This is a genomic window from Massilia scottii (assembly GCF_030846495.1).
GTDB lineage: Bacteria > Pseudomonadota > Gammaproteobacteria > Burkholderiales > Burkholderiaceae_D > Telluria_A > Telluria_A violaceinigra.
In genome coordinates this window covers 201,167-225,829 of record NZ_JAVCWM010000010.1, presented here as the reverse complement: position 1 = coordinate 225,829, position 24,663 = coordinate 201,167, and the positions used below count along the sequence as shown (strand labels likewise).

Here is a 24,663-nt window from a genome sequence, read left to right as displayed (position 1 = left end):
CTGGCTTAGCCGATCTTGCGTGCGGTGTTGATGACGTTGATGCCGTTAAAGCGGGCCGTGCTCGAGCCGTGCGACACCGTGCTGACCTGGCTTGGCTGGCCTTTGCCGTCGAAGAAGGAGCCGCCCATGCGCCAGTCGCTCTCGTCGCAGATGGCGCTGCAGGCGTTCCAGAATTCCTGGGTGTTCGACTGGTAGGCCACGTCTTCGAGCGGTGCGCCGATCTTGCCGTTGTTGATTTCGTAGAACAGCTGGCCGCCGAACTGGAAGTTGTAGCGCTGCTGGTCGATCGAGAACGAGCCCGCGCCGACGATGTAGATGCCCTTCTTGACATCCTTGACCATCTGGTCGGGCGTGAGCTTGGCTTTACCCGGCTGCAGCGAAATGTTGGGCATGCGCTGGAACTGCACGCTGCTCCAGCTGTCGGCGTACGAGCAGCCGTGCGACTCCTTCTCGCCGATGATGTGGGCCTGGTCGCGGGTGGCCTGGTAGTTGACCAGGATGCCGTCCTTGATGATGTCCCAGCGTTTGCCCGGCACGCCTTCATCGTCATAGCCGACCGCGCCCAGCGAGCCTGGCGCGACCTTGTCGGCCACGATGTTGACGCGCTCGGAGCCGTACTTGAATTTCTTCGTTTCCCACTTGTCGAGGGTGGCGAAGCTGGTACCGGCGTAATTGGCCTCGTAGCCCAGCACGCGATCGAGTTCGGTCGGGTGGCCTACCGACTCGTGGATCGTCAGATACAGGTGCTCGGGCGAGAGCACCAGGTCGTATTTGCCCGGCGCGACCGACTTGGCGGTCAGCTTTTCCTTGGCCTGGCGCCCGCAGGCGCGCGCATCTTCGATCAGGTCGTACGAATTCTTGTACAGGGTGCACACGCCGCCGGCGGCCTTGATCTTGTCCTCGGCGCGCGCCTCGAGGTATTCGTAACCCATGCCGACCGGCGTGGACAAGCCCTGGCGCGAGCGGAATTTGTTGGTGGCCTTGTCGACGGCGGTGGCGAACACCGGCATCCACATGCGGTGCACGTCCTGGTCGATGTAGGAGCCATCGGTCGAGGCGAAATACTTTTGCTGGTTCACCTGGAACATCAGCGACTGCATGAAGCTCGCACCGCCGTCCATGCCGGCCTTGTTGGCGGCGATCAGCAGCTCGACTTTTTCCTTGATGGGAACCGTGCGCCAGTCCTTCTTGACCGGGGTGGCCCAGGCCACTTCGCCCACGCCCTTCACGGGCGCCAGGCGCACCGGTTCGGATTGCAGCTTGGCGTTGGCCTTGGCGATGGCGACCGCCTGGCGCGCGGCGCCGGCCACCGCATCGGGCGACATGTCGGAGGTGGCGGCAAAGCCGTAGGCGCCGTTGCACAGCACACGCACGCCCACGCCGGCCGATTCGGTATTGGTCACGCTTTCGACGTTCAGGTCGCGCGTGGTGATGAACTGGTTCAGGTAGCGGCCGATACGCACGTCGCAGTAGCTGGCACCGGCGCCGGTGGCGGCGTTAAGGGCCACGTCGGCCAGGGTCTTCTTGAACTTTGCCGCGAGGGGATTGAGTAATTCTTCAGCGGCGATGGCGTTGCCGAAAACCGGCACCAGCATCGTGCCCAATGCCAGGCCGCTGATATTGAGAAAAGCACGTCGTTCCATAGTATCTCCTAACACTGACCACGAAGGTAGCGGCCCGCCGGACTGCGCGAACGCGCTTTGTTTTGCAGCTCACCTGAACCATGCCGAATACGGGCCTGAACGAAAATCAGAAAGAACCTTACCAGCAAAATGGCCAAAAGAATACGCAAAGATTGTGCCACTGGCTAAGTCCTTGATTCGGGAATCCTGGAGTGTCCGGCGGACGGTGTCCGCACTGTCCGAAGCAGTGTCCGCACGCTGTGGCGGACAGTATGTACATATGAGATTCGGCTTGACCTTCAAGCGTGCATACTCGATCATCGCGCTTGTCGGCGATATCACATCGCCCGCCGCAGCTTATCCCTGTAGTACATACCAATACCGGAGACGAAAACACATGAAACAACTGATCCTGGCCACGATGATGGCCGCTGGCATGACCGGCGCAGCCCATGCCGATGACGCACTCAAAGCAGCCATTGCCAATACCGAGCGCACGCCCGCCAACGTCGCGCGCGACGGCGCCCGCCATCCATACGAAACGCTGACCTTCTTCGGCATCAAGCCGACCATGACGGTGGTCGAACTGTCGCCGGGCGGCGGCTGGTACACCGAAATCCTGGCGCCCTACCTGCGCGAAAAGGGCAAGCTGATCGCCGCCGGCGAGTCGCCGACGTCGGCCAAGGAAGGCGCGCGCAAGTACGCGGCCAACCTGACCAGGAAGCTTGAATCGAAACCGGCCATGTTCGACAAGGTCCAGCGCGGCGTATTCGAAGTACCGACCGCGTACGACTTCGCCAAGCCGGGCAGCGCCGATCTGGTGGTCACCTTCCGCAACCTCCACAACTGGATGGGCAATGGCGACGACAAGGTCAAGGAAGTGTTCAAGAAGGTCCACGACAGCCTGAAATCGGGCGGCGTGTTCGGCGTGGTGGAACACCGTGCCCCGGCCGGCAAGGAGCCGAAAGCCGATACCGGCTACGTGCAGGAAGCGTACGTGATCAAGATGGCCGAAAGCGCCGGCTTCAAGCTCGCCGGCAAATCGGAAGTGAACGCCAACCCCAAGGACACGGCTGACCACAACAAGGGCGTGTGGGCCCTGCCGCCGGTGCTGGCCAATAAGGATGTCGACCGCGAGAAGTACCTGGCGATCGGCGAGAGCGACCGCATGACGCTCAAGTTCGTAAAGCCTTGACAGGTGATGACGGCTCCGCAAGGGGCCGTTTTTTTGTCTGCCTGTCCGGCACAGGCGGGACGCTGGAGCGGCACGCCATGCGCGTGTATGATTAACGCTCGTCGCTCCTTCCTCCAACAAGAAATTATCCAATGAACATATCGCGTATCGCCGTTGCCGCCGCTCTTGCCGCGGCAAGCCTGCTGGCCCACGCCGCACAAGACGCCACCAGCAGCGCGTCGCCGGCCGCGCCGGTGGCCGCCATTCCCGCCAATCTCGAAAACTCGGTCGTCAAGGTGTTTGCCACGCTGCGCCGTCCCGACCCGTACAAGCCATGGACCAAGACCTCGCCGGTAGAGGTGACCGGCTCCGGCGTGGTCATCGAAGGCAAGCGCATTCTTACCAACGCCCACGTGGTCGGCTACGCCAGCCAGGTCCAGGTGCAGGCCAGCCAGGCCGGCGGCAAGGTGTCGGCCACGGTGGTGGCGGTCGCGCGCGGAATCGACCTGGCCATCCTCAAGCTCGACGACGAGTCGTTCTTCGACACCCACGCGCCAGTGTCGCGCGCCAGCGTGCTGCCGGACGTGCGCGACCAGGTATTCGCCTACGGCTACCCGACCGGCGGCACCTCGCTGTCGATCACCAAGGGGATCGTCTCGCGCATCGAATTCGCCAACTACAGCATGGGCACCACCGGCCTGCGCATCCAGATCGATGCCGCGATCAACCCGGGCAACAGCGGCGGCCCGGCGATTGCCAACGACAAGATGGTAGGCCTGGCCTTCGGCGGCGCCGCCAACACGCAGAACATCGGCTACATCATCCCCAACGAAGAAGTGGACCTGTTCCTGCGCGACGTCGCCGACGGCAAGTACGACGGCAAGCCATCCCTCACGGACGAAGTGCAGACGCTCGAAAACCCGGTCCTGCGCGAATTCCTCAAGCTCGGCAAGGACGTCTCCGGCGCCGTGGTGCAGCGTCCCACCCAGAACGACGCCGCCTATCCGCTCAAGGAATGGGACGTGATCACCCATATCGGCGATTCGCCGATCGACAACCAGGGCATGGTCAAGCTGGGCACCAACCTGCGCGTGCGCTACCAGTACCGCGTGCAGCAGGCGACCAAAGATGGCGCGGTGCCGCTGACGATTGTCCGCGCCGGCAAGAGCATGAACGTCAAGGTGCCGGCCGTGAGCGGACGCAAGCTGCTCATTCCGGACCTGAACAACGGCTACCCGTCGTACTTCATCTACGGGCCGATCGTGTTCTCGCGCGCCAGCACCGACTTCCTGGCCTTCCTCAACGCGAACGTTACCAACATGGCGGCGGCCAGCTACATGGCCAACCCGCTGGTGACGCGCCGCGGCGAGCCGCCGACGCCGGAGCGCCAGGAACTGGTCGTGGTCAGCTCGCCCTTCTTCCCGCATAAATCGGTGGCCGGCTACTCCAACCGTTTCGGCTCGGTGATCTACTCGGTCAACAAGGTCCCCGTGCGCAGCCTGGCCCACATGGTGCAGTTGCTGCGCGACTCGAAGGATGAGCTGATCGTGCTGCACTTCGACCAGCGCGGCGGCGAAACCATCGTGGTGCGGCGCAAGGACATGATCGACGCCACCGAAAGCATCCTGTCCGATAACGGCATCCGCCTGCAGGGCAGCCAGGACATGATGGATGTCTGGAATCGCAAGTAAATCGTCGTCAAACAGCCACTGAGCGGGATGCATTGCAAATGATAATGATTCTTGTTATCATTTGACACCCGCCAGCAAGTGTTCCTTCCCGACGCATCCGCGCCGCCAGGTCCGAGAGCCAGCCTGATACTCTCCGACCTGGACTACCATGACCACTCCGACCCCGACGCCGGCACGCGCTTCTGCGCGCCGGCCTGCTTCCGCACCACTGCGCCGTGTTCTCGGCACCACCCTCAATGCCACGCTGCTGGCCGTGATCGGCACCGGCGCGGCCCAAGCGCAAAGCCTGCGCGCACCGCAGCAGTTGTCCGGCATCGTCGTCACGCAAGCGCGCGAGAAGACGCCCGACGCGCTGCAAGGCAGCGTGGTCGTCATCAGCGCCGAGGAACTGGCGCGCCGTAACGCGGGCGACATGAGCGCCATCGCGCGCTACGAGCCGCTGGTCGGCGTGCCGGCGGCGTTCAGCGGCAGCGGCAGCGTGTGGGATGGGGCGGGGAACACCGGCTTCAATATCCGCGGCGTCGAAGGCAACCGGGTCAGCCTGGACATCGACGGCATCGCCCTGCCCGACGCCGCGCCCAAGCCGGACGGCACCGCCATGAACACCTTCGGCATCGGGCGCGATTACTTCGATCCGGCCATGTTCCGCGAAGTGCGGATCGGCTCCGGCACGGGCGCGGCGGCGGCGGGCACGCCCGGCCTGGCTGGCAGCGTCGCCTTTGTCACCAAGTCGCCAGGCGACTATCTGAGCGGCGACAAACGCAGCTACCTGGCGTATGCGCTCGGCTACAGCGATGCCAACAAGAGCCGCTCGCACAGCCTGACCGGTGCGGCCCGCATGGGCGCACTCGATGCGCTGGCGGTGGCCGTGCACCGCAGCGGCAGGGAAACCGACAACAAGGGCAGCGTGCCGGCCAATCCGGACGACTGGGACTCGAACGCGCTGCTGGCCAAATTCCAGTGGACCCCGATGCAGGGCCAGCGCATCGGCCTGACCCTGGACGGCTATGAACGCGACAACGCGCGCAGCTACGTCAACAAGACCGGCGGCCTGTACCCGAATGGCGTGCTGCAGGATTCGCGCACCAAACGCACCCGCGTCAGCCTCGAACACCGCATGACCGGCGCCACCCACGGCCTGTTCGACACGCTGGAGAGCCGCGTGTATGTGCAGGACGCCAGCGTCGACGACCGCACCCGCGCGCGCTACATCACCGGCAACCAGCCCTACCTGCGCAACATCGACACCGGCTACTTCAACAAGAGTGCCGGAGCGGGGGCCGACGCCATCCTGAAGCTGGGCGAGTCGCTCAGCGTGGCTTACGGCGCCGCGTACGAGCAGTCCGAAACGCGCCGTCCATGGCTGGAGGACCGCACCGTCATCGCCAGCGGCGCGCACCAGATCATGATGAAAAACCGCATGGCCGATATGGACAGCGACAAGGCCAGCGCCTACCTGCGCGGCGAATTCGGCTTCACGCTGGGCGGTTACGCGGCCACGCTCACGCCGGGTGTGCGCGCGGAATACCGCAAGCTCACACCCAGGAACCTGGCCGGCTACCTGATCGCGGTGCCTGCGGCGGCCGGCGAAATCAAGACAGAGAGCGATGCCTACGCCACCCCTAGCCTGAACCTGGCCGTCGTCCTGGCGCCCGACCTGTCGGTGTATGCGCGCCTCAATCGCGGCGCGCGCCTGCCCACGGCGGCCGAACGCACCGGCACCTACGACTCGTTCAGCTACACCGGATCGGGCGTCGGCTACGCCGTGCTGGGCAACCCGAACCTGAAGAAGGAAACCAGCCAAGCCTTCGAAGCGGGCCTGAAAAGCAGCCCGGCCAAGGGCATGCAGATCAGCGCATCGGTGTTTCGCACCGAGTACAAGAACTTCATCGACTACGTGACGCAGGCACCGGACCCGGTCAATTATCCGACCATCACGCGCGGCCTGTACCGGCCGCAGAACAATGGCAGCGCGCGTACCTGGGGCGGCGAAGCCTCGCTGCGCGCGGAACTGGGCACGTGGTCGGCGCCGCTGGCCGGCTACAGCATCGCCGCGGCGGCCGGCGTCTCGCACGGCAAGGCGCGCGACAGCAGCACCGGCAAGGAAGGCGAACTGGCCTCCACCCTGCCGCGCAAGGCCAGCGCCACCTTCGCCTACGATGCGCCGAACGATGCGTACGGCGTCTCGCTGAGCGCCGTCGCCACCGCCGGCAAGCAGCCGGCGTCGGACACCGTCGGCGACGCCGGCACGCGGCGCTTCCGTATCGCCGGCGCCACCGTGGCCGATCTTGCCGCGTACTGGAACATCGGCAAGCACGTCAAGCTCCATGTGGGCATCTACAACCTGGGCGACAAGCGCTATTGGGATTACGCGACCTCGCGCTCGCTCGCTGCCGGCGTCGACGCCGCCACGCTGGCCGACATCGAACGCCAGGCGCGCCCCGGCCGCAATGCGGCGGCCATGCTGACGTTCCAGTATTAACCCCTTTTTTTCACCACACCGGAGACTCCATGAAACGCCTACGCACCCTTCCGCTGGCCATTGCCGGCGCCCTGCTTGTCCTGGCGGGCCACGCCGGCGCCGCCACCCTGTCCGAGCGCTGGAGCGCGTTGCGCACCGAACAGCCCAAGGTGATGATCCGCGACGCCGCACGCACGCTCGGCGTATCGGAAGCCGAACTGCTGGCCACCGGCATCGGCATCGGCAGCACCGTCATCCGCCTGCGCAGCGACGGCAACGATCCGCGCGAGATCATGCGCCGCGCGCTCGACCTGGGCACCGTGCTGGCACTGACGCGCAACGAGAACGGCGTGATCGAACGCACCGGCGTGGCCACCAAGGTCAAGCCGCAGCCGGAGGACGACAAGGAAGCGAAGGAAGCGGTGAAGGACGAGGAACGCGAAGCGCGCCAGCGCAACATCGCCGGCGGCTACCTCGGTGGCGAGATCGACCTGCGCTTCACGTTCTCGAAGTGGAAGCACGCCTTCGCGGTGGCGCAGCCGGGCGCCGATGGCGTGGTCAAACGCAGCCTCCAGTTCTTCGACGAGAACGGCGCCGCGATCCACAAGATCTATCCGAAAGACGCCGCCGGCGTGGCCGTGTTCGACAAGCTGGTGGCCGACTTCCGCCATCCCGACCAGAACGCGGCATTGAAAGTGCCGGCGCGCGCACCCAAGGCCGCCGCACTGGCCGACAGCAAGGTCGATGTGAAGGAATTCCAGCAGGCCTGGAACGAAATGAGCGATGTGCACCAGTTCAACCGCCTGCTGACCGAGTTCAAGATCACGCGCGAACAGGCGATGCGCCTGGCGCCGGCCGGCATGGTGCAGCGCCTCAAACCCGAAGCGGTGCGCACCCTGCTCGATGAAGCGGCCAAGCAGCAGCTGCCGATCATGTCATTCCTGGGCAACGGCGCGGTGATCCAGATCTTCAGCGGCAAGATCACCAAGACGGCGGCGAGCCCGGGCTGGTACAACGTGCTCGATCCGGCCTTCAACTTGCACCTGCGCGAAACCGCCTTCAAGAGCGGCTGGGTGGTGCGGCGCGCCGGCGTGACCTCGGTCGAGTTCTACGACAACGAGGGCGAACAGGTAGTGAGCTTTTTCGGTGTGCGCGAACGCGGCCAACCGCAGCCGAAAAGCTGGGTTGACCTGACCGCCGCCCTGCCGAAGGGCTAAGCGAAGATTACTTTGCTTCCTTCGCGTCCTTCTTCTTCGCGGGCGTGAACAGCAGGTCCGCGAAGTCGTAGCTGAAATCGGTCTCGGACGACACCGGCGCCATCTTCATGCGCTCGATGCTGCCGTCCGGGTTCAGCGAAAACGTCACATAGGCGTCGGCGTTGAAATTGCGTTCCTTCCAGCGCACGATGAAGGTATCGTGCTGGAAGTGCTCCAGTTCCCCGGTCAGGTCCGGCGTGCGGGCAAAGCTCATTACCCGCTTGCCGCCCACCGGCTTGATGGTCACCGCGCCGTACCAGGCGTCGTTGTACTCGCCGTCGTACGCCGCAATCGGCAGCGACGGGCGCGAGGCCGCGGCCCGGGTGGCGCTGGCGCTCTTCTGCTTGGCCAGGTCCTTGTTGCGCGTCTGGGTTTCCACATCGCTAATGAGCTTGATCCAGTCGCTCGGCGCCGCATCGAGATAATGATCGAGCAGGCGATACTGCAGCGACGTGAGCGCCCCGCCGCTTTCGGCATTGGTAAAAATCGCAATGCCCAGCTTCGCTTCCGGCACCATCACCACGCGCGAATAAAAACCCTGCAGCGCGCCGCCGTGCAAGGCCAGCTTGCGGCCCTTGTAGTCGCGCAGCTGGAAGCCCAGGCCATAGGCGAAGAAATTCGGCTTGGTCGCCTCCAGCGTCGGTTTCGGCTCGCTGATTTTCATCGGCGTTTGCGCGGTCCACATCTCGCGGCTTTGCGCCTCGCTGAACAGGCGCGCTTCCTTGCCCTGCGCGTCTTTCGGCGCACCGGCGATGGCGCCGCCGTCGAGCAGCACCGTCATCCAGCGCGCGATATCCTCGGCGTTGGTATTGATGCCGACCGCGCCCACGGCATTGGGCACCGGCAGCGCACGCACCGCGGCGGCTTTACCGTTGATTTTGCTGTGCGGGGCCGAGACGTTGGCATTGCCCGCGTTCTCGGCCAGGCTGGTCGTGGTCGCATTCATGCCGAGCGGCTTGAGGATACGCTCGCGCACCGCATCGCCCCATGGCTTGCCGGCCTTTTGCGCGATGATCTTGCCGGCCACGATGTAGAGCAGATTATCGTAGGCATAGCTGTTGCGAAAGCTCGTCGCCGGGCGCACGTAGCGCAGCTGCCCAATGATTTCATCGGTCGTAAAACTGGTGGTTGGCCACCACAGCAGGTCGCCGGCCCCCAGTCCCAGGCCGCTGCGGTGCACCAGCAGGTCGCGCACCGTCATCTCGTGGGTGACGTAGGCGTCGTACATCTGGAAGTCCGGCAAATGCCTGGTGACCTTGTCGTCCCATTCCAGCTTGCCCTCGTCGACCAGCATCGCCAGCGCGGCGGCGGTGAAGGCCTTGGAGTTCGACGCCACCTCGAAGATGGTCTTGCCGTCGACCGGTGCCGGCTCGCCCAGCTTGCGCACGCCGAAGCCGCGCGCAGCGACTACCTTGCCATCCTTGACGATGGCAATCGCGATGCCGGGAACATCGAAGGTCTTCATCACGCGGGTGACGTCAGCCTCCAGGTCATAGGCGCGTGCCGGCGCACTGGCGCTGACGGAAGCTGCGGGAACTGCGGGTGCCTGGGCAACGGCCGCGAAGCTGGTGAATGCGAGCAGGATCGCTGCCGCGATACGGTTCATATGGAGCACGTGTCGGTCCTTTTATTTGCCAGCCATTTTTTTGTCGACGCTGCTCTGCGTGGCCGGGTGGTAGCGCTCGCGCGCCTTCTTGTAGACCGACTCCGCGAAGGCCTTGTCGGCCGGCTTGGAGCGCAGCGCGCCGTACAGCGGCACCACGAACTTCTGGCGGCCGACGCTCATGAGGAAGGCTTCGAGCGGCGCACGCACCTCGCTGTAACCGGCATTGATGGCGGCGCGGTAGAAGCGGAAGGCCACCTCGTTATTGGTGCTCCTGGCCAGGCCGAACGCCTGGTCGAGTTCCTTGAGCTGGGCGGCGCTGGCCTTGTTGTCGATATCGTTCAGGAACTTCATCCACTCGGTGGCATTCCATTTTTTGGTATCGAGTTTGGCGGTGGGCGTGGCGCCCGACAGCCAGCTGGCCCGGGTCGCATCAAGTGCGGCCAGGCGGGTCGAAACCGCGCGTTTGGCGCTGGCCGGAATGCCGGCGCCATGCAGCCACTCTTCCAGTTCGGCCTCGCTGAGCACCGTCGGATGCTGGGCCAGCAGGTTCTTGCGCAGGTAATCGACGAACTGCTCGGTGGTCACGCTCTGGAACGCATGCTGGTCGAACCAGCCGCGCAGGAAGGGATCGAACACCGCGCGGCCGGCGCGTTGCTCCAGGGTGCGCAGGAACCACGCGCCCTTCGGATAAGCCAGGCCTTCATCGGTGTAGTTGGCCGACGAGGTATCCGGGTCCTTGGTCAGCAAGGCCTGCTTGGCGACCGGGATGGTTGCCAGTGAAGCGATGGCCTCTTCCTGCTCCAGCTGCAGGTTCATGTCCGCCACTTCGGGGCCGTACAGCGACTCCAGGATGCGGGTGGTGACGTAGGTGGTGAAGCCCTCGTTGAGCCACCAGTGCTTCCACGACGCGTTGGTGACCAGGTTGCCCGACCAGCTGTGCGCCAGTTCGTGGGCGATCAGGTCGACCAGGCTGCGGTCGCCCGCGATCATGGTCGGCGTGAGGAAGGTCAGGCGCGGGTTTTCCATGCCGCCGATAGGGAACGATGGCGGCAGCACCAGCATGTCGTAACGCCCCCAGCGATAAGGGCCGTACAGCGATTCGGCGGCGGCGACCATCTTTTCGGTATCGCCGAATTCGTAGGCGGCCGCGCCGATGCGCTTTGGCTCGGCGTACACACTGGTGCGCGCACCGAGCGCGCGCACGTCGATCTCGCCGATGCCGATGGCCAGCAGGTAAGATGGAATCGGCTGCGGCATCTTGAAGTTCCAGCCGCCCTTGCCGGTGGCATTGAGATCGTTATCGGCGCTCATGACCACGCGCAGGTCCTTGGGCGCGTCGATGCGCGCGCTGTAGGTGAAGCGCACGGCAGGCGTATCCTGCAGCGGCACCCAGGAACGCGCGTCGATCGTCTGGGACTGGCTGAACATGAACGGGCGCTTGCCCGACATGGTCTGCACCGGCGCGAGCCACTGCAGCGCGGTCGCCTTGGGCGAGGTGCGGTAATAGATGCGCACCTTCTGCGGCTGCGCGGGCAGCGCGGCCAGGTCGATGTGCATGGCCTGGCCTTTTTCGTCATCGAACTTGTCGAGCGAGTGGCGCACGGTGACCCACTTGCCGTTGGCGCCCTGCGCCTGCACCTTCGAGATGGTCAGCGCGCGCGTATCGAGATCGAGAATGCGGGCCGACTTATCGAGCCAGTTCAGCGTCAGTTCGGCATGCCCGGACAAGGTCTTCTTCGCGAAATCGGCCTTCAGGTCAATGTGCACGGCGCTGGTTTTCACCTGGTCGTAGCGCGCGTAACTGAGGGGATCGAGGGCGTACGCGTGGGCGCTCAATTGGGCAAACAGGGCGCAGGCGGCGGCGCGCAGGAGGGTCGATGTCTTCATGGTCTTTCCGGGTTCGGTGGCGTGTGAATTGGCGCAGGCAGAATATCACTTCCGCTGGCCGGACGAAAGCGCGCGGGCGTGTATTGACGGACGGCTGGCGCGTGTGGCCGCGCCGGCGGCTCTGCTATGATCCGCGTTTTAGCGCATCGGATCATCTGCATGGACGCCTTTCTTGTCTCAACGGGCATCGTCGCCCTCGCCGAAATCGGCGACAAGACGCAGCTGCTGGCGTTTCTGCTGGCGGCCAGGTTCCGGCGGCCGGTGCCGATCGTGCTGGGCATCTTCGTGGCGACCATCGCCAACCACGCGTTTGCGGCGGCGGTGGGGGCCTGGATCAGCACTTTGCTGGGACCGAATGTGATGCGCTGGGTGCTGGGCGTGTCCTTCCTCGCGATGGCCGCGTGGACCATGGTGCCGGACAAGCTCGATGGCGACGACCAGCCGGGAATCGGGCGTTACGGCGTTTTCCTGACCACCCTGATCGCCTTCTTCCTGGCCGAGATGGGCGACAAGACGCAGATCGCCACGGTGGCGCTGGCGGCGCGCTACGACGCGATGCTGGCGGTAGTGGCTGGCACGACGTTCGGCATGATGCTGGCGAACGTGCCGGCGGTGTATTTCGGCGAGCGGATTGCCAACAAGGTGCCGTTGAGACTGGTGCACGGCATTGCCGCCGCCATGTTTGCCGTGCTCGGCATCGCCACCCTGCTTGGCGCCGGCGCCCGCTTCGGCTTTTAGTTTCCTAACCGGGGTCAGACTTCCGAATCGAAACATTTCCTAACCGGGGTCAGACCTCCGATTCGAAACATTTTCAAAGCGGGGACGGAGCCCGGTTGTGCAAGTTTTTACGGTTTTCGTGGCTTGACGTAGCCACTTGACGACGTTTTGTTGCTCAACCGGGGTCAGACCCCGGTTGAGCAACAAAAAAAGTTTCGAGTCGGAGCTCTGACCCCGGTTGGGAAATTGTTGCGATTGGTTACTGGGTCGTGAGGGTCACATCGTCGATGAGGAAGGCGGTGGGGATCGTCGAGCCTTCCACGCCTTCAAAATAGATGCGCACCGTCTGCCCTTTGTAGGCCGACAGGTCGAACGTCTTTTGCACGTAGCTGCTGCCCTTGTTCAGGTTGGAGTACGTCGCCAGCGTGGCCAGCACGGCATTGCTGCCGCTGCGTACTTGCACCTTGAGCTTGTCGTAGGCGCTCGTGGTCGTCGTTTCGCTCGAAACCACTTTCAGCCAGAACGCCAGGTTGGCGCTCGTCGCCGTCGATGGGATCGTCACCTGCTGGTACACGCTGTCGGTGTTGGCCGAGCCGGCGCCGTTGAGCGCGGCCTTCCAGCTGCCGCCACGCGCCGCCTGCCCCGACGAGGTGATCACGCCGCTGGTGGCTACCCACGCGCTCGCGCCCGATTCGAATCCACTATTGAGTAGCAGTTGCTGCGCCACGCCGGCGTTGCTCACGCTGAAACTGACCGGCGCCGATACCGCGCTGTTGAGCGCCACGTCGAACGCCTTGGCCGTCAACTGGTGGCTGCCGTTGCTCAGGGTCGCCGAGTTCAGGCTCAATGAATACGGCGAGGTGCTATCCGTCCCCTTGAGGACGTTGTCGACGTAGAACTCGACCCGGTTGATGCCACCGTTGTCGCTCGCCGTCGCCGCCAGGCTGATGGTGCCGCTGCTGCCGTTCGCGCTGGCACTGACGACCGGCGGCGTGGTGTCGCCACCGCTGGCGTTGCTGACGCTGAAGGTCACCGCGGCCGAGGTGCCGACATTGCCGGCGGCGTCGTAGGCCTTGGCCACCAGGCTGTGGCTGCCATTGCTCAGGGTCGCCGAGTCGATCGTGGCGCTGTACGGCGCCGCGCTGCTGGTCGCCTTGAGCTGGTTGTCGACGTAGAATTCGACCCGGGTCACGCCCACGTCGTCGCTGGCACTGGCGCTGAAGCTGATGTTGCCGCTGCTGCCAGATTGACCCGCGCTCACGCGTGGAGCCGTGGTGTCGCCGCCGCCATTGGTCTGGGTCACCCAGATCGGCGCCGACCAGAGGATCTTGCCGTCGTCCTGGGTCAGCTTGGCGTAGTAGAAGTGCTCGCCCACGGACGGGGTGATGGTGGTGTTCGCCGTGGTGGACAGCTGGCTGACCGTGCCGTTGCGCCCCGGTACGCCTTCGACGATGGACACCGTCGACACCGTCTTGCCGCTGGTGCTGGCGAAGTTGGCCATCAGGTTGAGCGGGCCGCTGTTGCTGAAGCGCTCGCCCATGACGCGGCCGTTGGCCGTGAGCACCAGTTGCGAGGTCTTGTCCATGGTGGCGAACACGCGCCGCGCCTTGAGTGCGTCGATGAAGCTGGCGTGCGTGAGCGGGATGCCGTTCGGAATGAGCACGCCGGTGCGGTTGGTGTAGGACGCGCCCCAGTTGGCGCAGTGATTATCCTGGTTGGTGGCAAAGGCGATGTGAAAGCCCGATTCGAGCGCCTTGTTGCAGGCACCCTCGAAGCTGCTGCGGCCGGTTTCGGTTTCGGTGGTATTGGTCGAGAACGCCGAGGTGTTGAGCACTTCGCACAGGACCATGGCCTGGTCGCCATCGGCCGTGTAGCCGAGCGGCACGCCATTGATGAGGAACTGCCCGCTCGACGATGGATGGTTGAACTGCCCGACCCAGCCGCGCTGGCGCATCATGGTGTACAGGCCGCTGTAATCGCCCTTGGGCGTGGGCGTGTCGCCGATCAGCTGGCCGCTGCTGTTGCGTTCCCATTGCAGCAGTTCCGGCGAGTTGAAGATGTTCAGGTGACCGCCATTGCTGATGACGCCCCACTCGAGGCCGTACACGCCGAGGAAATCGGGATGGGCGGCATTGAAATCGGCAGCGGCATTGAGCCCCGCCTTGAACAGGTCCTTGGCGGTGGCCGGACTGGCCGAGGTGTTGGTGCCGTCGGAACCGTCATACATGTGGTTGTGCTCGGTGGTGGCGAGGATGTCCAGGCCCTTGTTGCGGGCATACGCGAAGGCGTCGGCCGGGCCGAGGGCGGCGCTTTGCGGCGCTTGCGAGCCGCTGCAGCTGCCCAGCGCCCCGCCGCCATCGCTGTGGTTGGTCTGGCTGTGCAGGTTGGCAAAGTAGATGGTATACGGCAGCGAGCCGGGCGCGGGGGTGGCCATTTGCACTGAGGACATATCGCCTGACCGGCTCTCGGCCTTGCTCTCGACCTTGCTGTCGATCTTATTGGTCGGCAAGGCGCGGAAGGCGGGCATGGCCGGCTTGGCGGTCTTGCCCACCACCAAGTCCCAGCTCTGCTCGACGAGTTCGCCCGCGCCAGCCGCCAGCAGGCGGTCGACCGATTCTTCCGACAGATCCGGCTCGCGGCCGCGCTCGGCGGCATCATTGGAGACGGCCTGCATGCGTACTTGATAGACGCCGTCCGGCAAGCCGGCCCGGCCGGCCCAGCGCACCTTGACGTCGACCGGTTTCTGGAACATGCGCTGCACGCCGTGCCAGCGCTGGACCACCTGGCCCGCCGGGCTGACCAGTTCCAGCTTCCAGCTCACTTCCTGCTGGCGCTCGACGTGCGGGTACTCGAAGGCCAGGGTGAACACGCGGGCCTGGGACCCGGTGGCGTACGGGACGTGCAGGGTCGCCTCGAACTCTTGATGGTCCGCTTCGGACGCCATGACGGCGTGGCTGGCGGAAAGCGCCAGGGCGATGGCGAGTGGGCGAAACAGCTTGAATGTCGTGAGGTGGCGCATGGGAATCCCGTTTACGTTAATAGTTACAGACAAATGAATTCTCGCAACTATGCATGACGTAAACATGACAGTGTATTTACATTTGGAAATAATTTACCTGGCAAAATGGAGTTTTGTTACGTGAATCGACACGTATTTTTCCGCAAGTCAACACATTTCTAGCGGACTTAGCAGGGAGAATAGGATTTGTTGCTGTGGGGCAGCGCGGCGCGCCTGTGGAAAACTAAATTAAACATTTGTTGTATGAAACACGAAAATGTCTAATTTAGGACAAAAAATCCCGCGCGGGCCTGAGCCGCGCGCGGGAATCGGCGGTGTTTATGCCTATGCTGACGACGCCTGGCGGCGCACCCGCAGTTCCACCTGGTGCGGCCGGCCGTCATCGACCAACTGAATCACATTCATCGGCTGCGGCACGCCGTCGACCGTCATCGCATCGGCCTCGGCGGCCTGCACCGAAATCGCGTACATCGTCTCGCGATAGCGGTACTGCAGCTTGAAGCCCGGCCAGTCGGCCGGCAGGTGCGGCGTCATGGTCAGCTTGTCGCCGGCCAGGCTCACGCCCAGCAGCGACTCGACGATCAGGCGGTACATCCAGCCCGACGAACCGGTGTACCAGCTCCACCCGCCACGGCCGATGTGCGGCGAGACCGCGTACACGTCCGCCGCCACCACATACGGTTCGACCTTGTACAGGGCCGCGCTTTCCGGCGTACTGCCATGCTGCACCGGATTGATCATGCGCAGCAGTTCCCAGGCGCGCTCGGTGTCGCCCATCTTGGCGAACGCCATCGCGGTCCAGATCGCGGCGTGGGTGTACTGCCCGCCGTTCTCGCGCACCCCCGGCACGTAGCCGCGGATGTAGCCGGGATTGAGCACGCCATCGTCGAACGGCGGATCGAGCAGCTGCACCAGGCCGTAGTCGCGCCGCACCAGGCGCTCGTCGACCGCCTTCATGGCCGACGCCGTGCGCTGCGGATCGGCCGCGCCCGAAATCACACCCCAGCTCTGCGAGATCGAATCGATCTGGCACTCGTCGTTGGTGTGCGATCCGAGTGGGGTGCCATCGTCGAAGTACGCGCGGCGGTACCACTGGCCGTCCCAGGCATTGGCTTCCACGTTGGCCGCCAGCGTGGCAGCCTCGCTCTTGCAGGTTTCCGCGAACGCGTGGTCGCCGTACACCACCGCCACTTCGGCGAAGCGCTGCAGCACTTCGTACAGGAAGAAGGCCAGCCACACGCTCTCGCCCTTGCCTTCGTTGCCGACCCGGTCCATGCCGTCGTTCCAGTCGCAGGTGCCGATCAGCGGCAAGCCATGTTCGCCGAAGCGCAAGCCACGCTTGATGGCCCGCACGCAGTGCTCGTACAGGTCGCCGGTCTGGCTCGAACGCCCCGGCATGTCGTAATAAGACTCTTCTTCCTGCTTGAGCGGGCGCCCTTCCAGGAACGGCGCCGGTTCGGTCAGCACGCTGCGGTCCCCGGTGCCGATGACGTAGCGGTGCGCCGCCAGCGGCAGCCACAGATAGTCGTCCGAACAATGGGTGCGCACGCCGCGGTCCGATGGCGGATGCCACCAGTGCTGCACGTCGCCTTCCACGAACTGGTGGGCTGCGCACATCAGCAGGTGCTCGCGCAGCAGGTGCGGCTCGGTGTGGATCATCGACATGGCATCCTGCAGCTGGTCGCGGAAGCCGAATGCGCCGCCGGACTGGTAGTAGCCGCTGCGCGCCCACAGGCGGCAGGCGATGGTCTGGTACATCAGCCAGCCGTTGGCGATCACGTCGAGCGACGGATCGGGCGTCTGCACCTGGATCGCGCCGAGCGTGTGGTCCCAGTGCTTGCGCACCATCGCCAGCGACGCCGCAGCAGCGACGCTGCCGCTGTATTTCTGAACCAGGCCGCTGGCGTCCGCATTGCGGCGGCCGCCAACACCGAGCATGAACACCAGTTCGCGTTCCTGGCCCGGCTGCAGTTCCACCATCACCTGCAGCGCGGCGCACGGGTCGAGCGCGGCGCCGATTTTGCCGGACAGGCGCGCGCGTCCCATCGCCGCCGGACTGGCCAGCGTGCGGTTGCGGCCGATGAATTCATTGCGGTCGGCGGTGAACGTTTTCTGCTGCGCGTCGACGTGGAAGAATCCCACGCGGCCCGTGAACTCGGTGTTGTAGGCGTTGCGCGCGAAGATCGCGCCACTCATCGGATCCTGCTCGGTGGTCACGTGCATGGCCGACTTGGCGCGCAGGTCGCCCAGCACCCACTCCACGTAGCCGGTCGCCGACAGGCGGCGCGGCACGGTGCTGTCGTTGCGGATCTTGATGACCGAGTACTTGATCGAGGCATCTAACGCCACGAAAGTGGACAGTTCGGTGTGAATGCCCTCTTCGCTGTGCTCGAACACGCTGTAGCCGAAACCGTGGCGCGTGATGTATTCACCCGCCGCGCGCACCGGCAGCGCGGTCGGCGACCAGAAGCGGCCGGTCTGCTCGTCGCGGATATAGAACGTCTCGCCACTGCTGTCCGACACCGGGTCGTTGGCCCACGGCGTGAGCCGGAACTCGTGCGCGTTTTCGCTCCAGGTGTAGGCCTGGCCGCTCTCCGACACAACGCTGCCGAAATTCGGGTTGGCCAGCACGTTGGACCACGGCGCCGGCGTGCGGTTCTGGCCATCGGTGCGGATCACGTATTCGGTGCCGTCGGCGCTGAAGCCTCCCAGCCCGTTGTGCAGGATCAGGTCGCGTGCGGCAACCGGAATACCGGCGCGTGGCTGGTACTCCTCGCTCCGCGCTTCGACCACCAGCAGCGGCAGTTTCGGCGCCACCGGAACGGCGCGCTTGACCTGGTCGGCCAGGGTGCCGCGGCTGTCGGAAATGATGGCGCGCGCCACCGATTGCATCAGCACCCGGTCTTCCTGCGCGATCTGGTCGAGCAGGCGCACGAAGATCCCGCCCGGACGGTCGATCGCCTGCGCGTCGATGCCGGAGGCGATCAGGCCCATGATCTGGTCGTGCAGCAGCTGGCGGTAACCCGACTGGTCTTCGTACCAGATGACCAGGTCGACCACCAGGCCCTTGAGGCGCCAGTAAGCGTGCGCCTGCACCATCTGGCGCGCCAGGTCGATGTTGGCCGGGTCCTTGATCTGCATCAGCACAATCGGCAGGTCGCCCGAAATCGCATACGCCCACAGGCCGGACTGGCCGCGCTGGTTGCGAATCAAGATGCCGGCATCGGCGCGCAGCGAGGCATTCGGGTAGATCACCGTGCTGGCCAGGCGGCTGTACAGCTGCGCGTCCGATTCGGTGGCGTTCAGCTGGCGCAGCACGACCTGGCTGTGCGTCCATGCCAGTTCGAATACGCGGTCGGCCAGATGGCGGTCCTGGTATTTGTCGATCAGGTGCACGGCCTGTTCGCGCGTTTCGGTCATGCCGGTAACGATGTCGAGCACCACCATCTGGTCCGGCTCCAGCGTGACCTTGTAGCGGATCGCGACCACCGGATCGAGCACCGAGCCTTCGCTGCCGCCCAGCGGCTGCGGTTCGAGCATGGCGCGCGGGGCGACCGTGCTGTTGGCGCGGCCGAGGAATTCGCTGCGGCTCGTTTCGTACGAAACGTCCATCAGTACGCCATCGTGCACCGTCATCAGGTTCAGCATCCATGGCATCTGCTCGTCCTTGGCGCGCGGACGGCGGGTGCACAGGATCGCATTCTCGTTGCGCAGGATTTCGGTCTGCACGAACAGCTTGCTGAACGCCGGGTGGGCATTGTCGGCAGCCGCCGGCGCCATCACCACTTCGGCGTAGCTGGTGAATTCGATGGTGCGCCTGACGTTCGACTTGTTGGTGATGCGCGTGCGCCGCAGTTCGATGTCGTCTTCCGGCGACACCACGATTTCGGTGTACAGGTCGAGACCGCGGTCATGACGGCGGAATTCGGCGCGTCCTTCCGAGAAAATGACTTCATACGACTTCGGTTCGACCAGCGTCGGCTGGAAGGCGGTCGACCAGAAATGGCCGCTGTCGACGTCGCGCACGTAGCAGAAGTTACCCCAGTTGTCGGAGGTGCCATCTTCGCGCCAGCGCGTCACGGCCAGGTCCTTCCAGCGGCTGTAGCTGCCGCCGGCGCTGGTGACCATCACGTGGTAGCGGCCATTCGACAGCAGCTGCACTTCCGGCTGCACCGTGGTGGTCTGGGTAATGATGCGGGTGGCGGCGGTCGACACTTCCTGCGCCGGGGCGCGCATGACCGCCAGTTCGGCGGTGTTGGAATAGAAGGCGCCGGCGCGCGGCACGCGTTCCTGCAGCACCAGCAAGGTGGCCTGGAACAGCGGGTCGGACTCGAAGCGGCGCTGCATCGGACGGTCGTGCAGCAGATAGCTCAGGGCCAGGAAGCCCATGCCCTGGTGGTGCGCCATGAAGGAGCGGATCACGGCAAAGGTCTGGCCGCGCGGCAGGCGTGCGGCGGTATAGTCGATCGCTTCGTAGAAGCCATGCTTGCCCATGAAGCCCAGGTCGGCCATGCGCTGCAGGTTTTCGACGGCGGCGTCGGGATGGACCATCAAGCCCATCATGGTTGCGTACGGGGCGATGACCAGGTCGTCGGCCAGGCCGCGTTTCAGGCCCGTGCCCGGCACGCCGAACGCGCGGTACTGGTAATTGAGGCTGGCGTCGACGGTGTTGTAGCCGGATTCGGAAATCCCCCACGGCACGTCGCGCTGCTTGCCGTACTCGATCTGCGCATTGACGACCGAATGGTAGGTCTGGTCGAGCAGCGTGTTCTGGTAGGTCGGCATGACCAAGAGCGGCATCAGGTACTCGAACATCGAGCCGCTCCAAGACAGCAGCAGCTGCTCGTTGCCGATGATGCACAGCTGGCGGCCCAGCGCGAACCAGTGCTCTTGCGGGAACTGGCCCTGCGCGATGCCGACGAAACTGCACAGGCGCACTTCGGACGCCAGCAAGTCGTAGCAGGCCGCGTCCAGGCGGCGGTCGGATACGTTGTAGCCGATCGCCAGCAGGTTGGTGGTGGTGTTGTACATGAAGCGGAAGTCCATGTTCGCGAATTCGCGCGCCTCAAACGCCATGCGGTTGATGTCCGCGATGCGCTGGGCGGCGCGGGCGCTGCCCTGGGCCACCAGGTCGGTGAGGGTTTGCTGGCGTTCGCGCTCGCTCGGGGCGAGGTCGGTGCTGGCACTGCCGGTGAGGGCAAAGTTGGCCAGTTCGCGCAGGGTCGGAATGCGCGTCAGGCTGGTGTCGACCACGTACTCCTGGGCCGAACGCATCCACGGCGCCAGTTGCAGCAGTTCGTCGCGCGCGGTGTGGCACTGCTCGGCGAGCTTGTCGGCCCAGCCCTGCAGGTTCGGTTCGCCCACCGGATGCATGGCGGCCAGAATGGCGTCGGCGCAGCCGGACAGGCGCGCCAGTTCGGCGGCCATGCCAGGCAGGCTTTCGGTTTCGCGCACGCGGTCGGCCGACAGGTGGCTGCGCATGGCGTCGATCGCGGCCTTGACGGCCGGACCGGCATCGAGCGCGTGTTCCTGCACCACGTTCAAGGTGATGGCGATGCCGTCCAGGGTCTGCTTGCCGACGATCGGCTGGTCGGCCAATTGGGTCAGGCCCGGCGCCAGCGTGAGCAGGTGGCCGGCCAGGTTGCCGCTGTCGACCGCCGAAATGTACATCGGGTGCAGCGGATTCAGGGTCAGCGTGTCGTACCAGTTATAGAAGTGACCCTGGTGACGCTCCATGCGCGCCATGGTATTGAGCGTGTCGCGGGTGCGCTTGAGCAGGCGTCCGGTGGTGATGAAGCCGAAGTCCCACGCCGTCAGGTTGGCCAGCAGCGCCATGCCGATATTGGTCGGCGAGGTGCGGTGCGCAACCACCTTGACCGGATGCTCCTGCATGTTGTCGGGCGCGAGCCAGTTGTCTTCCGCCGTGACGTACGTCTCGAAGAAGCTCCAGGTCTTGCGGGCCAGCGATTCGAGGAACAGGGTCTGCGGCGACGACAGTTCGGTCGCGGCGCGTTCTTGCGGAAGGCTGATCCACCATGCCACGACCGGTGCGAAGAACCAGAGCAGCAGCACGGGCGCGGCAATCGGCAGCGCTTCGCGGTGGAAGTAAGCCAGCAGGACGGCGGTGGCCACGGCCAGCACCGGCGAGATCCACATGCTCTTCCAGTTGCTCTCCATGTCGGTACTGGAGCGGTTCAGGCTCGATGGCCGCCATTCCAGCAGGCGGCGGCGCGTGACCAGCATGCGCCACGAGGCGCGCACGATGGCGTCGAGGCTGAAATGCGCTTCGTACGGCAAAAAGGCCAGTTGCAGCGCGGAGTGGCCGAACATCAGGCGCGCGCTCTTGAACGCGGTCGCCAGATGCTGGCGCCACAGGACGTCGTGCGGTTTTTCGATGATGTCGAACATGGCGCTGAAGAAGGTCGGCAAAAAGATCACCGCCAGCACGCCCAGGGTCCAGAACAACGGGGTCGGCATCAGGGCCCAGCAGAAGATCAGCAGGGCGGTCAGGGTGGTGGCGATCAGGCTGCGGCGCAGGTTGTCGAACAGCTTCCAGCGCGACAGCGCGCTCAAAGGATTCGATTCGCGCTTGCCGTTCGCGCCAGGCACGCGCGGCAGCAGCCAGCCGGCCAGCTGCCAGTCGCCGCGAATCCAGCGGTGGCGCCGGCTCACGTCGTCGCTGTAGCGCGCCGGGTATTCTTCGTACAGTTGGGCGTCGCTCAGCAAGCCGGCGCGCAGGTAGCAGCCTTCGAGCAGATCGTGGCTGAGAATCTGGTTGTCGGGCAGGCGGTGGCCGAGCACCGTCTCGAAGGTATCGACATCGTAGATGCCCTTGCCGACGAACGAGCCTTCGTAAAACACATCCTGATACACGTCGGAGACGGTGCGGGTGTACGGGTCGATGCCCGGTTCCCCGCCGCACAGGTGCTCGTAGCGCGAGGCGGTGTCGCCCGGCAGCGCCGCGGCCACGCGCGGCTGCAGGATGCCGTAGCCTTCGACCACGCGTTTTCCAGCCTTGTCGAGCGTCGGGCGGTTCAGCGGGTGCGCCATGGTGGCGATGAACTGGCGCGCGGCGTCGCGCGGCAGCTGGGTGTCGGTGTCGAGCGTGATCACGTAGCGCACGTTGGCCAGGCCGTCGGTGGAACCGGCGACCATGGAGAACTGGTCGCGCGCGCCGCCGCGCAGGAATGCGTTCAGCGCGGCCAGCTTGCCGCGTTTGCGCTCGTACCCGATCCAGGCGTTTTCGCTGGCGCTCCACACGCGCGGGCGGTGCAGCAGAAGGAACGGTTGCAGGTGGCAGCGCGACATGGCCGGCTCGCCATCGGCGCCGAGAATCTCTTCGTCGACGTCGCAGCCGTATTTCTCATTGAGTTCGGCGATGGTTGCGCGGGCTTGCTCGACCAGCTCTTCGTCGCCCGGCATGTGCTGCTTGGGCGCGTCGACGAAATCGGTCAGCAGGCAAAAGCGCAGGTTCGGATCGCGGTTGGCCAGGTAGCGCACTTCCAGCGCTTCGCACAGCGAGGCCACGTTGTCGCGGCTGTACAGCAGGGTCGGAACCACCACCATGCTGCGCGCGTCGGTCGGGATGCCTTCCTTGAAGTCCATGCGCGGCAGCGGGTGCGGGCGCGTGAGCTGGGTGGCCATGAAGTTGACCAGGGCCAGCGCCAGCTGGCTCGATCCGAGCAGGGCGAACACGCCCAGCAGCGCCAGCATCCAGTCGTCGACGCCGTCGGCGCGCGCGTGGATGATGGCGGTGCCGGTAAACAGCAGGGTGAGCACCACGATGCCGCCAAGGTAGGTCGACAGGGGCGATGCGCGCCCGCTTTTATTGAGCGCTTCGAGCGGCGGATTGCGCACGGCCAGGCGTTTTTCGAGCTGCGCCTGGCCGCTGCCGACCAGGTAGTAGCCGATGTGGCGGGTGCGTTCATCCAGGCCGCCGGCGGCCGGCGAGCGGTTTGCCAGCGCCAGTTCGAGCGCGGTTTCGGCGACCTGCACTTCGGTGAAGTCGCTGCGCTTGGCCAGCTTTTCGATCACGTGGCGATAATTGTCGCGCGTGGAGAAATCCATCTTGCCGTAGGTGCCGGCCGGGTCCAGGCGCAAGGTCTGTTCGACCGCGCTCATGGTCTCGACGAACTCCTGCCAGTCCATGGTGCCGAGGAAGCGCAGGCTGCCGATGCTGTTGCTGATCGAGACCTGGTCGGCGGCCTGCTGGCCGATTTCGGCCTGGATCTGCTGTTCGATGGTCAGGCCGGCATCGGCCAGGCGCGTGGTCACCCACTGCAGCGCCAGGGTCAATGCGGGGCTCTGTCCCTGCAGGCGGCGCGCCAGTTCGGCCACAAAACCGCTGTTCATCGGCTGGCCGGAGCGGGCCATGTCGGCCACCAGCAAAATCAGGTCGCTCGGATTTTTTTCGGCCGTCGCGGCCATCTGGTCGGCCCAGGTGTTGGCGCGGTCGCGCTGGACGCGGTTGTCGTACACGCGCGCGGCCACGCGGCGCAGGTTCTCGATCAGCGCGATGCGCAGCATGATCGGAATGGCCCACAATTCGCCGAGCCTGAGCGTCGCCACTTCCTGGTAGGCGTCGACGAAGCGCGACAGGCTCTCCGGATCGACCCGGCCATCGCCGTGCGAAATGATCTCCAGCGCGATCTGGTATACGCGCGGATTGCCGTCGGCCTCCTCGTTGACCAGGCGCGGCAACTCCTTGGAGTAATCCTTCGGCAGGTGGCGGCGCGCGATGCGGATCTGCTCTTCGACCAGGTAGAAGTTATCGAGCAGCCATTCGGATGCCGGCGTAATCTGTCGCCCCGCCTTGATCGCGGTGGTCAGTTCCGTACAGGTGTCGGTGATGACCGTCGCGTTTTCCGTCAGCCGCGGCAACAGGCGGTCGGGGCCGCCGCGCTCGCTGAGCTGGTGGGAGGAGGCAAGATGCTTGCCGTGCATCGCCATTTGGGCGGCACTGAACAATTCCGAGCGCAGGGGGAATTCGTCGTCGACGTGTCGTTCGCCGTCGAGGACGTTGCGCCAGGCATAGAGCGTGTCCGCTAATTTAGTGTTTTCTTGGTTCAACAGAGACCTCGCGTGGGCATGAGTAGCCAACACGCTGCGGGACAGCGAGTTGCGACCGGGTCGTACGGCTGTTGCAATCTTATAACGATGCCATGTTCACGACTGTGCGCCAGCGAACATTTCGGGGTTGTCCGTCAGAAGCAAACTGAACACTTTTGGAG

General features: G+C 64.9%; 10 protein-coding genes. 5 read left to right on the top strand and 5 right to left on the bottom strand.

Translation table 11 applies throughout. The annotated features are described in order from the left end of the window. Positions 1 to 5: 5 nt before the first annotated feature. On the bottom strand, positions 6 to 1,643 hold the full coding sequence (locus tag RBA41_RS16480) for a TldD/PmbA family protein (RefSeq protein WP_306625178.1): 1,638 nt from the start codon (positions 1,641 to 1,643) through the stop codon (positions 6 to 8). Between the two features lie 376 nt (positions 1,644 to 2,019). On the opposite strand from RBA41_RS16480, the gene RBA41_RS16475 reads away from it, so the two are divergent. The 4 genes from RBA41_RS16475 (at position 2,020) to RBA41_RS16460 (ending at position 8,165) form a co-directional block, all read left to right on the top strand. Then, positions 2,020 to 2,817 carry a class I SAM-dependent methyltransferase gene (locus RBA41_RS16475; protein ID WP_306625177.1) on the top strand — a complete coding sequence of 266 codons (798 nt, stop codon included), beginning with the start codon at positions 2,020 to 2,022 and terminating at the stop codon, positions 2,815 to 2,817. A 131-nt stretch (positions 2,818 to 2,948) separates the two neighbouring features. Next, positions 2,949 to 4,487 (top strand): S1C family serine protease, encoded by a 1,539-nt coding sequence (locus RBA41_RS16470; protein WP_306625175.1) that lies wholly within the window; start codon positions 2,949 to 2,951, stop codon positions 4,485 to 4,487. 148 nt (positions 4,488 to 4,635) lie between these two features. Continuing rightward, positions 4,636 to 6,969, top strand: coding sequence for a TonB-dependent receptor domain-containing protein (locus RBA41_RS16465; RefSeq protein WP_306625174.1), 2,334 nt, complete (start codon positions 4,636 to 4,638; stop codon positions 6,967 to 6,969). 29 nt (positions 6,970 to 6,998) lie between these two features. Then, positions 6,999 to 8,165, top strand: coding sequence for a hemin-degrading factor (locus RBA41_RS16460; protein WP_306625172.1), 1,167 nt, complete (start codon positions 6,999 to 7,001; stop codon positions 8,163 to 8,165). 7 nt (positions 8,166 to 8,172) lie between these two features. Here RBA41_RS16460 and RBA41_RS16455 read toward each other — a convergent pair whose 3' ends face one another. Together RBA41_RS16455 and RBA41_RS16450 are read right to left on the bottom strand one after the other, a co-directional pair. After that, positions 8,173 to 9,810 carry a serine hydrolase gene (locus RBA41_RS16455; RefSeq protein WP_306625171.1) on the bottom strand — a complete coding sequence of 546 codons (1,638 nt, stop codon included), beginning with the start codon at positions 9,808 to 9,810 and terminating at the stop codon, positions 8,173 to 8,175. Positions 9,811 to 9,831: 21 nt separating this feature from the next. Continuing rightward, complete coding sequence (locus RBA41_RS16450; RefSeq protein WP_306625169.1) at positions 9,832 to 11,697, bottom strand: M1 family metallopeptidase; 1,866 nt, start codon at positions 11,695 to 11,697, stop codon at positions 9,832 to 9,834. Between the two features lie 159 nt (positions 11,698 to 11,856). Here RBA41_RS16450 and RBA41_RS16445 point away from each other — a divergent pair, with 159 nt between their 5' ends. After that, on the top strand, positions 11,857 to 12,435 hold the full coding sequence (locus tag RBA41_RS16445) for a TMEM165/GDT1 family protein (RefSeq protein WP_306625168.1): 579 nt from the start codon (positions 11,857 to 11,859) through the stop codon (positions 12,433 to 12,435). Positions 12,436 to 12,673: 238 nt separating this feature from the next. Here RBA41_RS16445 and RBA41_RS16440 read toward each other — a convergent pair whose 3' ends face one another. Next, positions 12,674 to 15,433 carry an Ig-like domain-containing protein gene (locus tag RBA41_RS16440; protein WP_306625167.1) on the bottom strand — a complete coding sequence of 920 codons (2,760 nt, stop codon included), beginning with the start codon at positions 15,431 to 15,433 and terminating at the stop codon, positions 12,674 to 12,676. Positions 15,434 to 15,757: 324 nt separating this feature from the next. Next, positions 15,758 to 24,502, bottom strand: a complete 8,745-nt coding sequence (locus RBA41_RS16435; RefSeq protein WP_374709559.1) for a GH36-type glycosyl hydrolase domain-containing protein — start codon at positions 24,500 to 24,502, stop codon at positions 15,758 to 15,760. Positions 24,503 to 24,663: the final 161 nt, after the last annotated feature.

Coding starts and splice junctions, on each gene's coding strand:
- RBA41_RS16480 (WP_306625178.1), bottom strand. CDS start 1,643: ATGGAACGACGTGCTTTTCTCAATATCAGCGGCCTGGCATTGGGCACG.
- RBA41_RS16475 (WP_306625177.1), top strand. CDS start 2,020: ATGAAACAACTGATCCTGGCCACGATGATGGCCGCTGGCATGACCGGC.
- RBA41_RS16470 (WP_306625175.1), top strand. CDS start 2,949: ATGAACATATCGCGTATCGCCGTTGCCGCCGCTCTTGCCGCGGCAAGC.
- RBA41_RS16465 (WP_306625174.1), top strand. CDS start 4,636: ATGACCACTCCGACCCCGACGCCGGCACGCGCTTCTGCGCGCCGGCCT.
- RBA41_RS16460 (WP_306625172.1), top strand. CDS start 6,999: ATGAAACGCCTACGCACCCTTCCGCTGGCCATTGCCGGCGCCCTGCTT.
- RBA41_RS16455 (WP_306625171.1), bottom strand. CDS start 9,810: ATGAACCGTATCGCGGCAGCGATCCTGCTCGCATTCACCAGCTTCGCG.
- RBA41_RS16450 (WP_306625169.1), bottom strand. CDS start 11,697: ATGAAGACATCGACCCTCCTGCGCGCCGCCGCCTGCGCCCTGTTTGCC.
- RBA41_RS16445 (WP_306625168.1), top strand. CDS start 11,857: ATGGACGCCTTTCTTGTCTCAACGGGCATCGTCGCCCTCGCCGAAATC.
- RBA41_RS16440 (WP_306625167.1), bottom strand. CDS start 15,433: ATGCGCCACCTCACGACATTCAAGCTGTTTCGCCCACTCGCCATCGCC.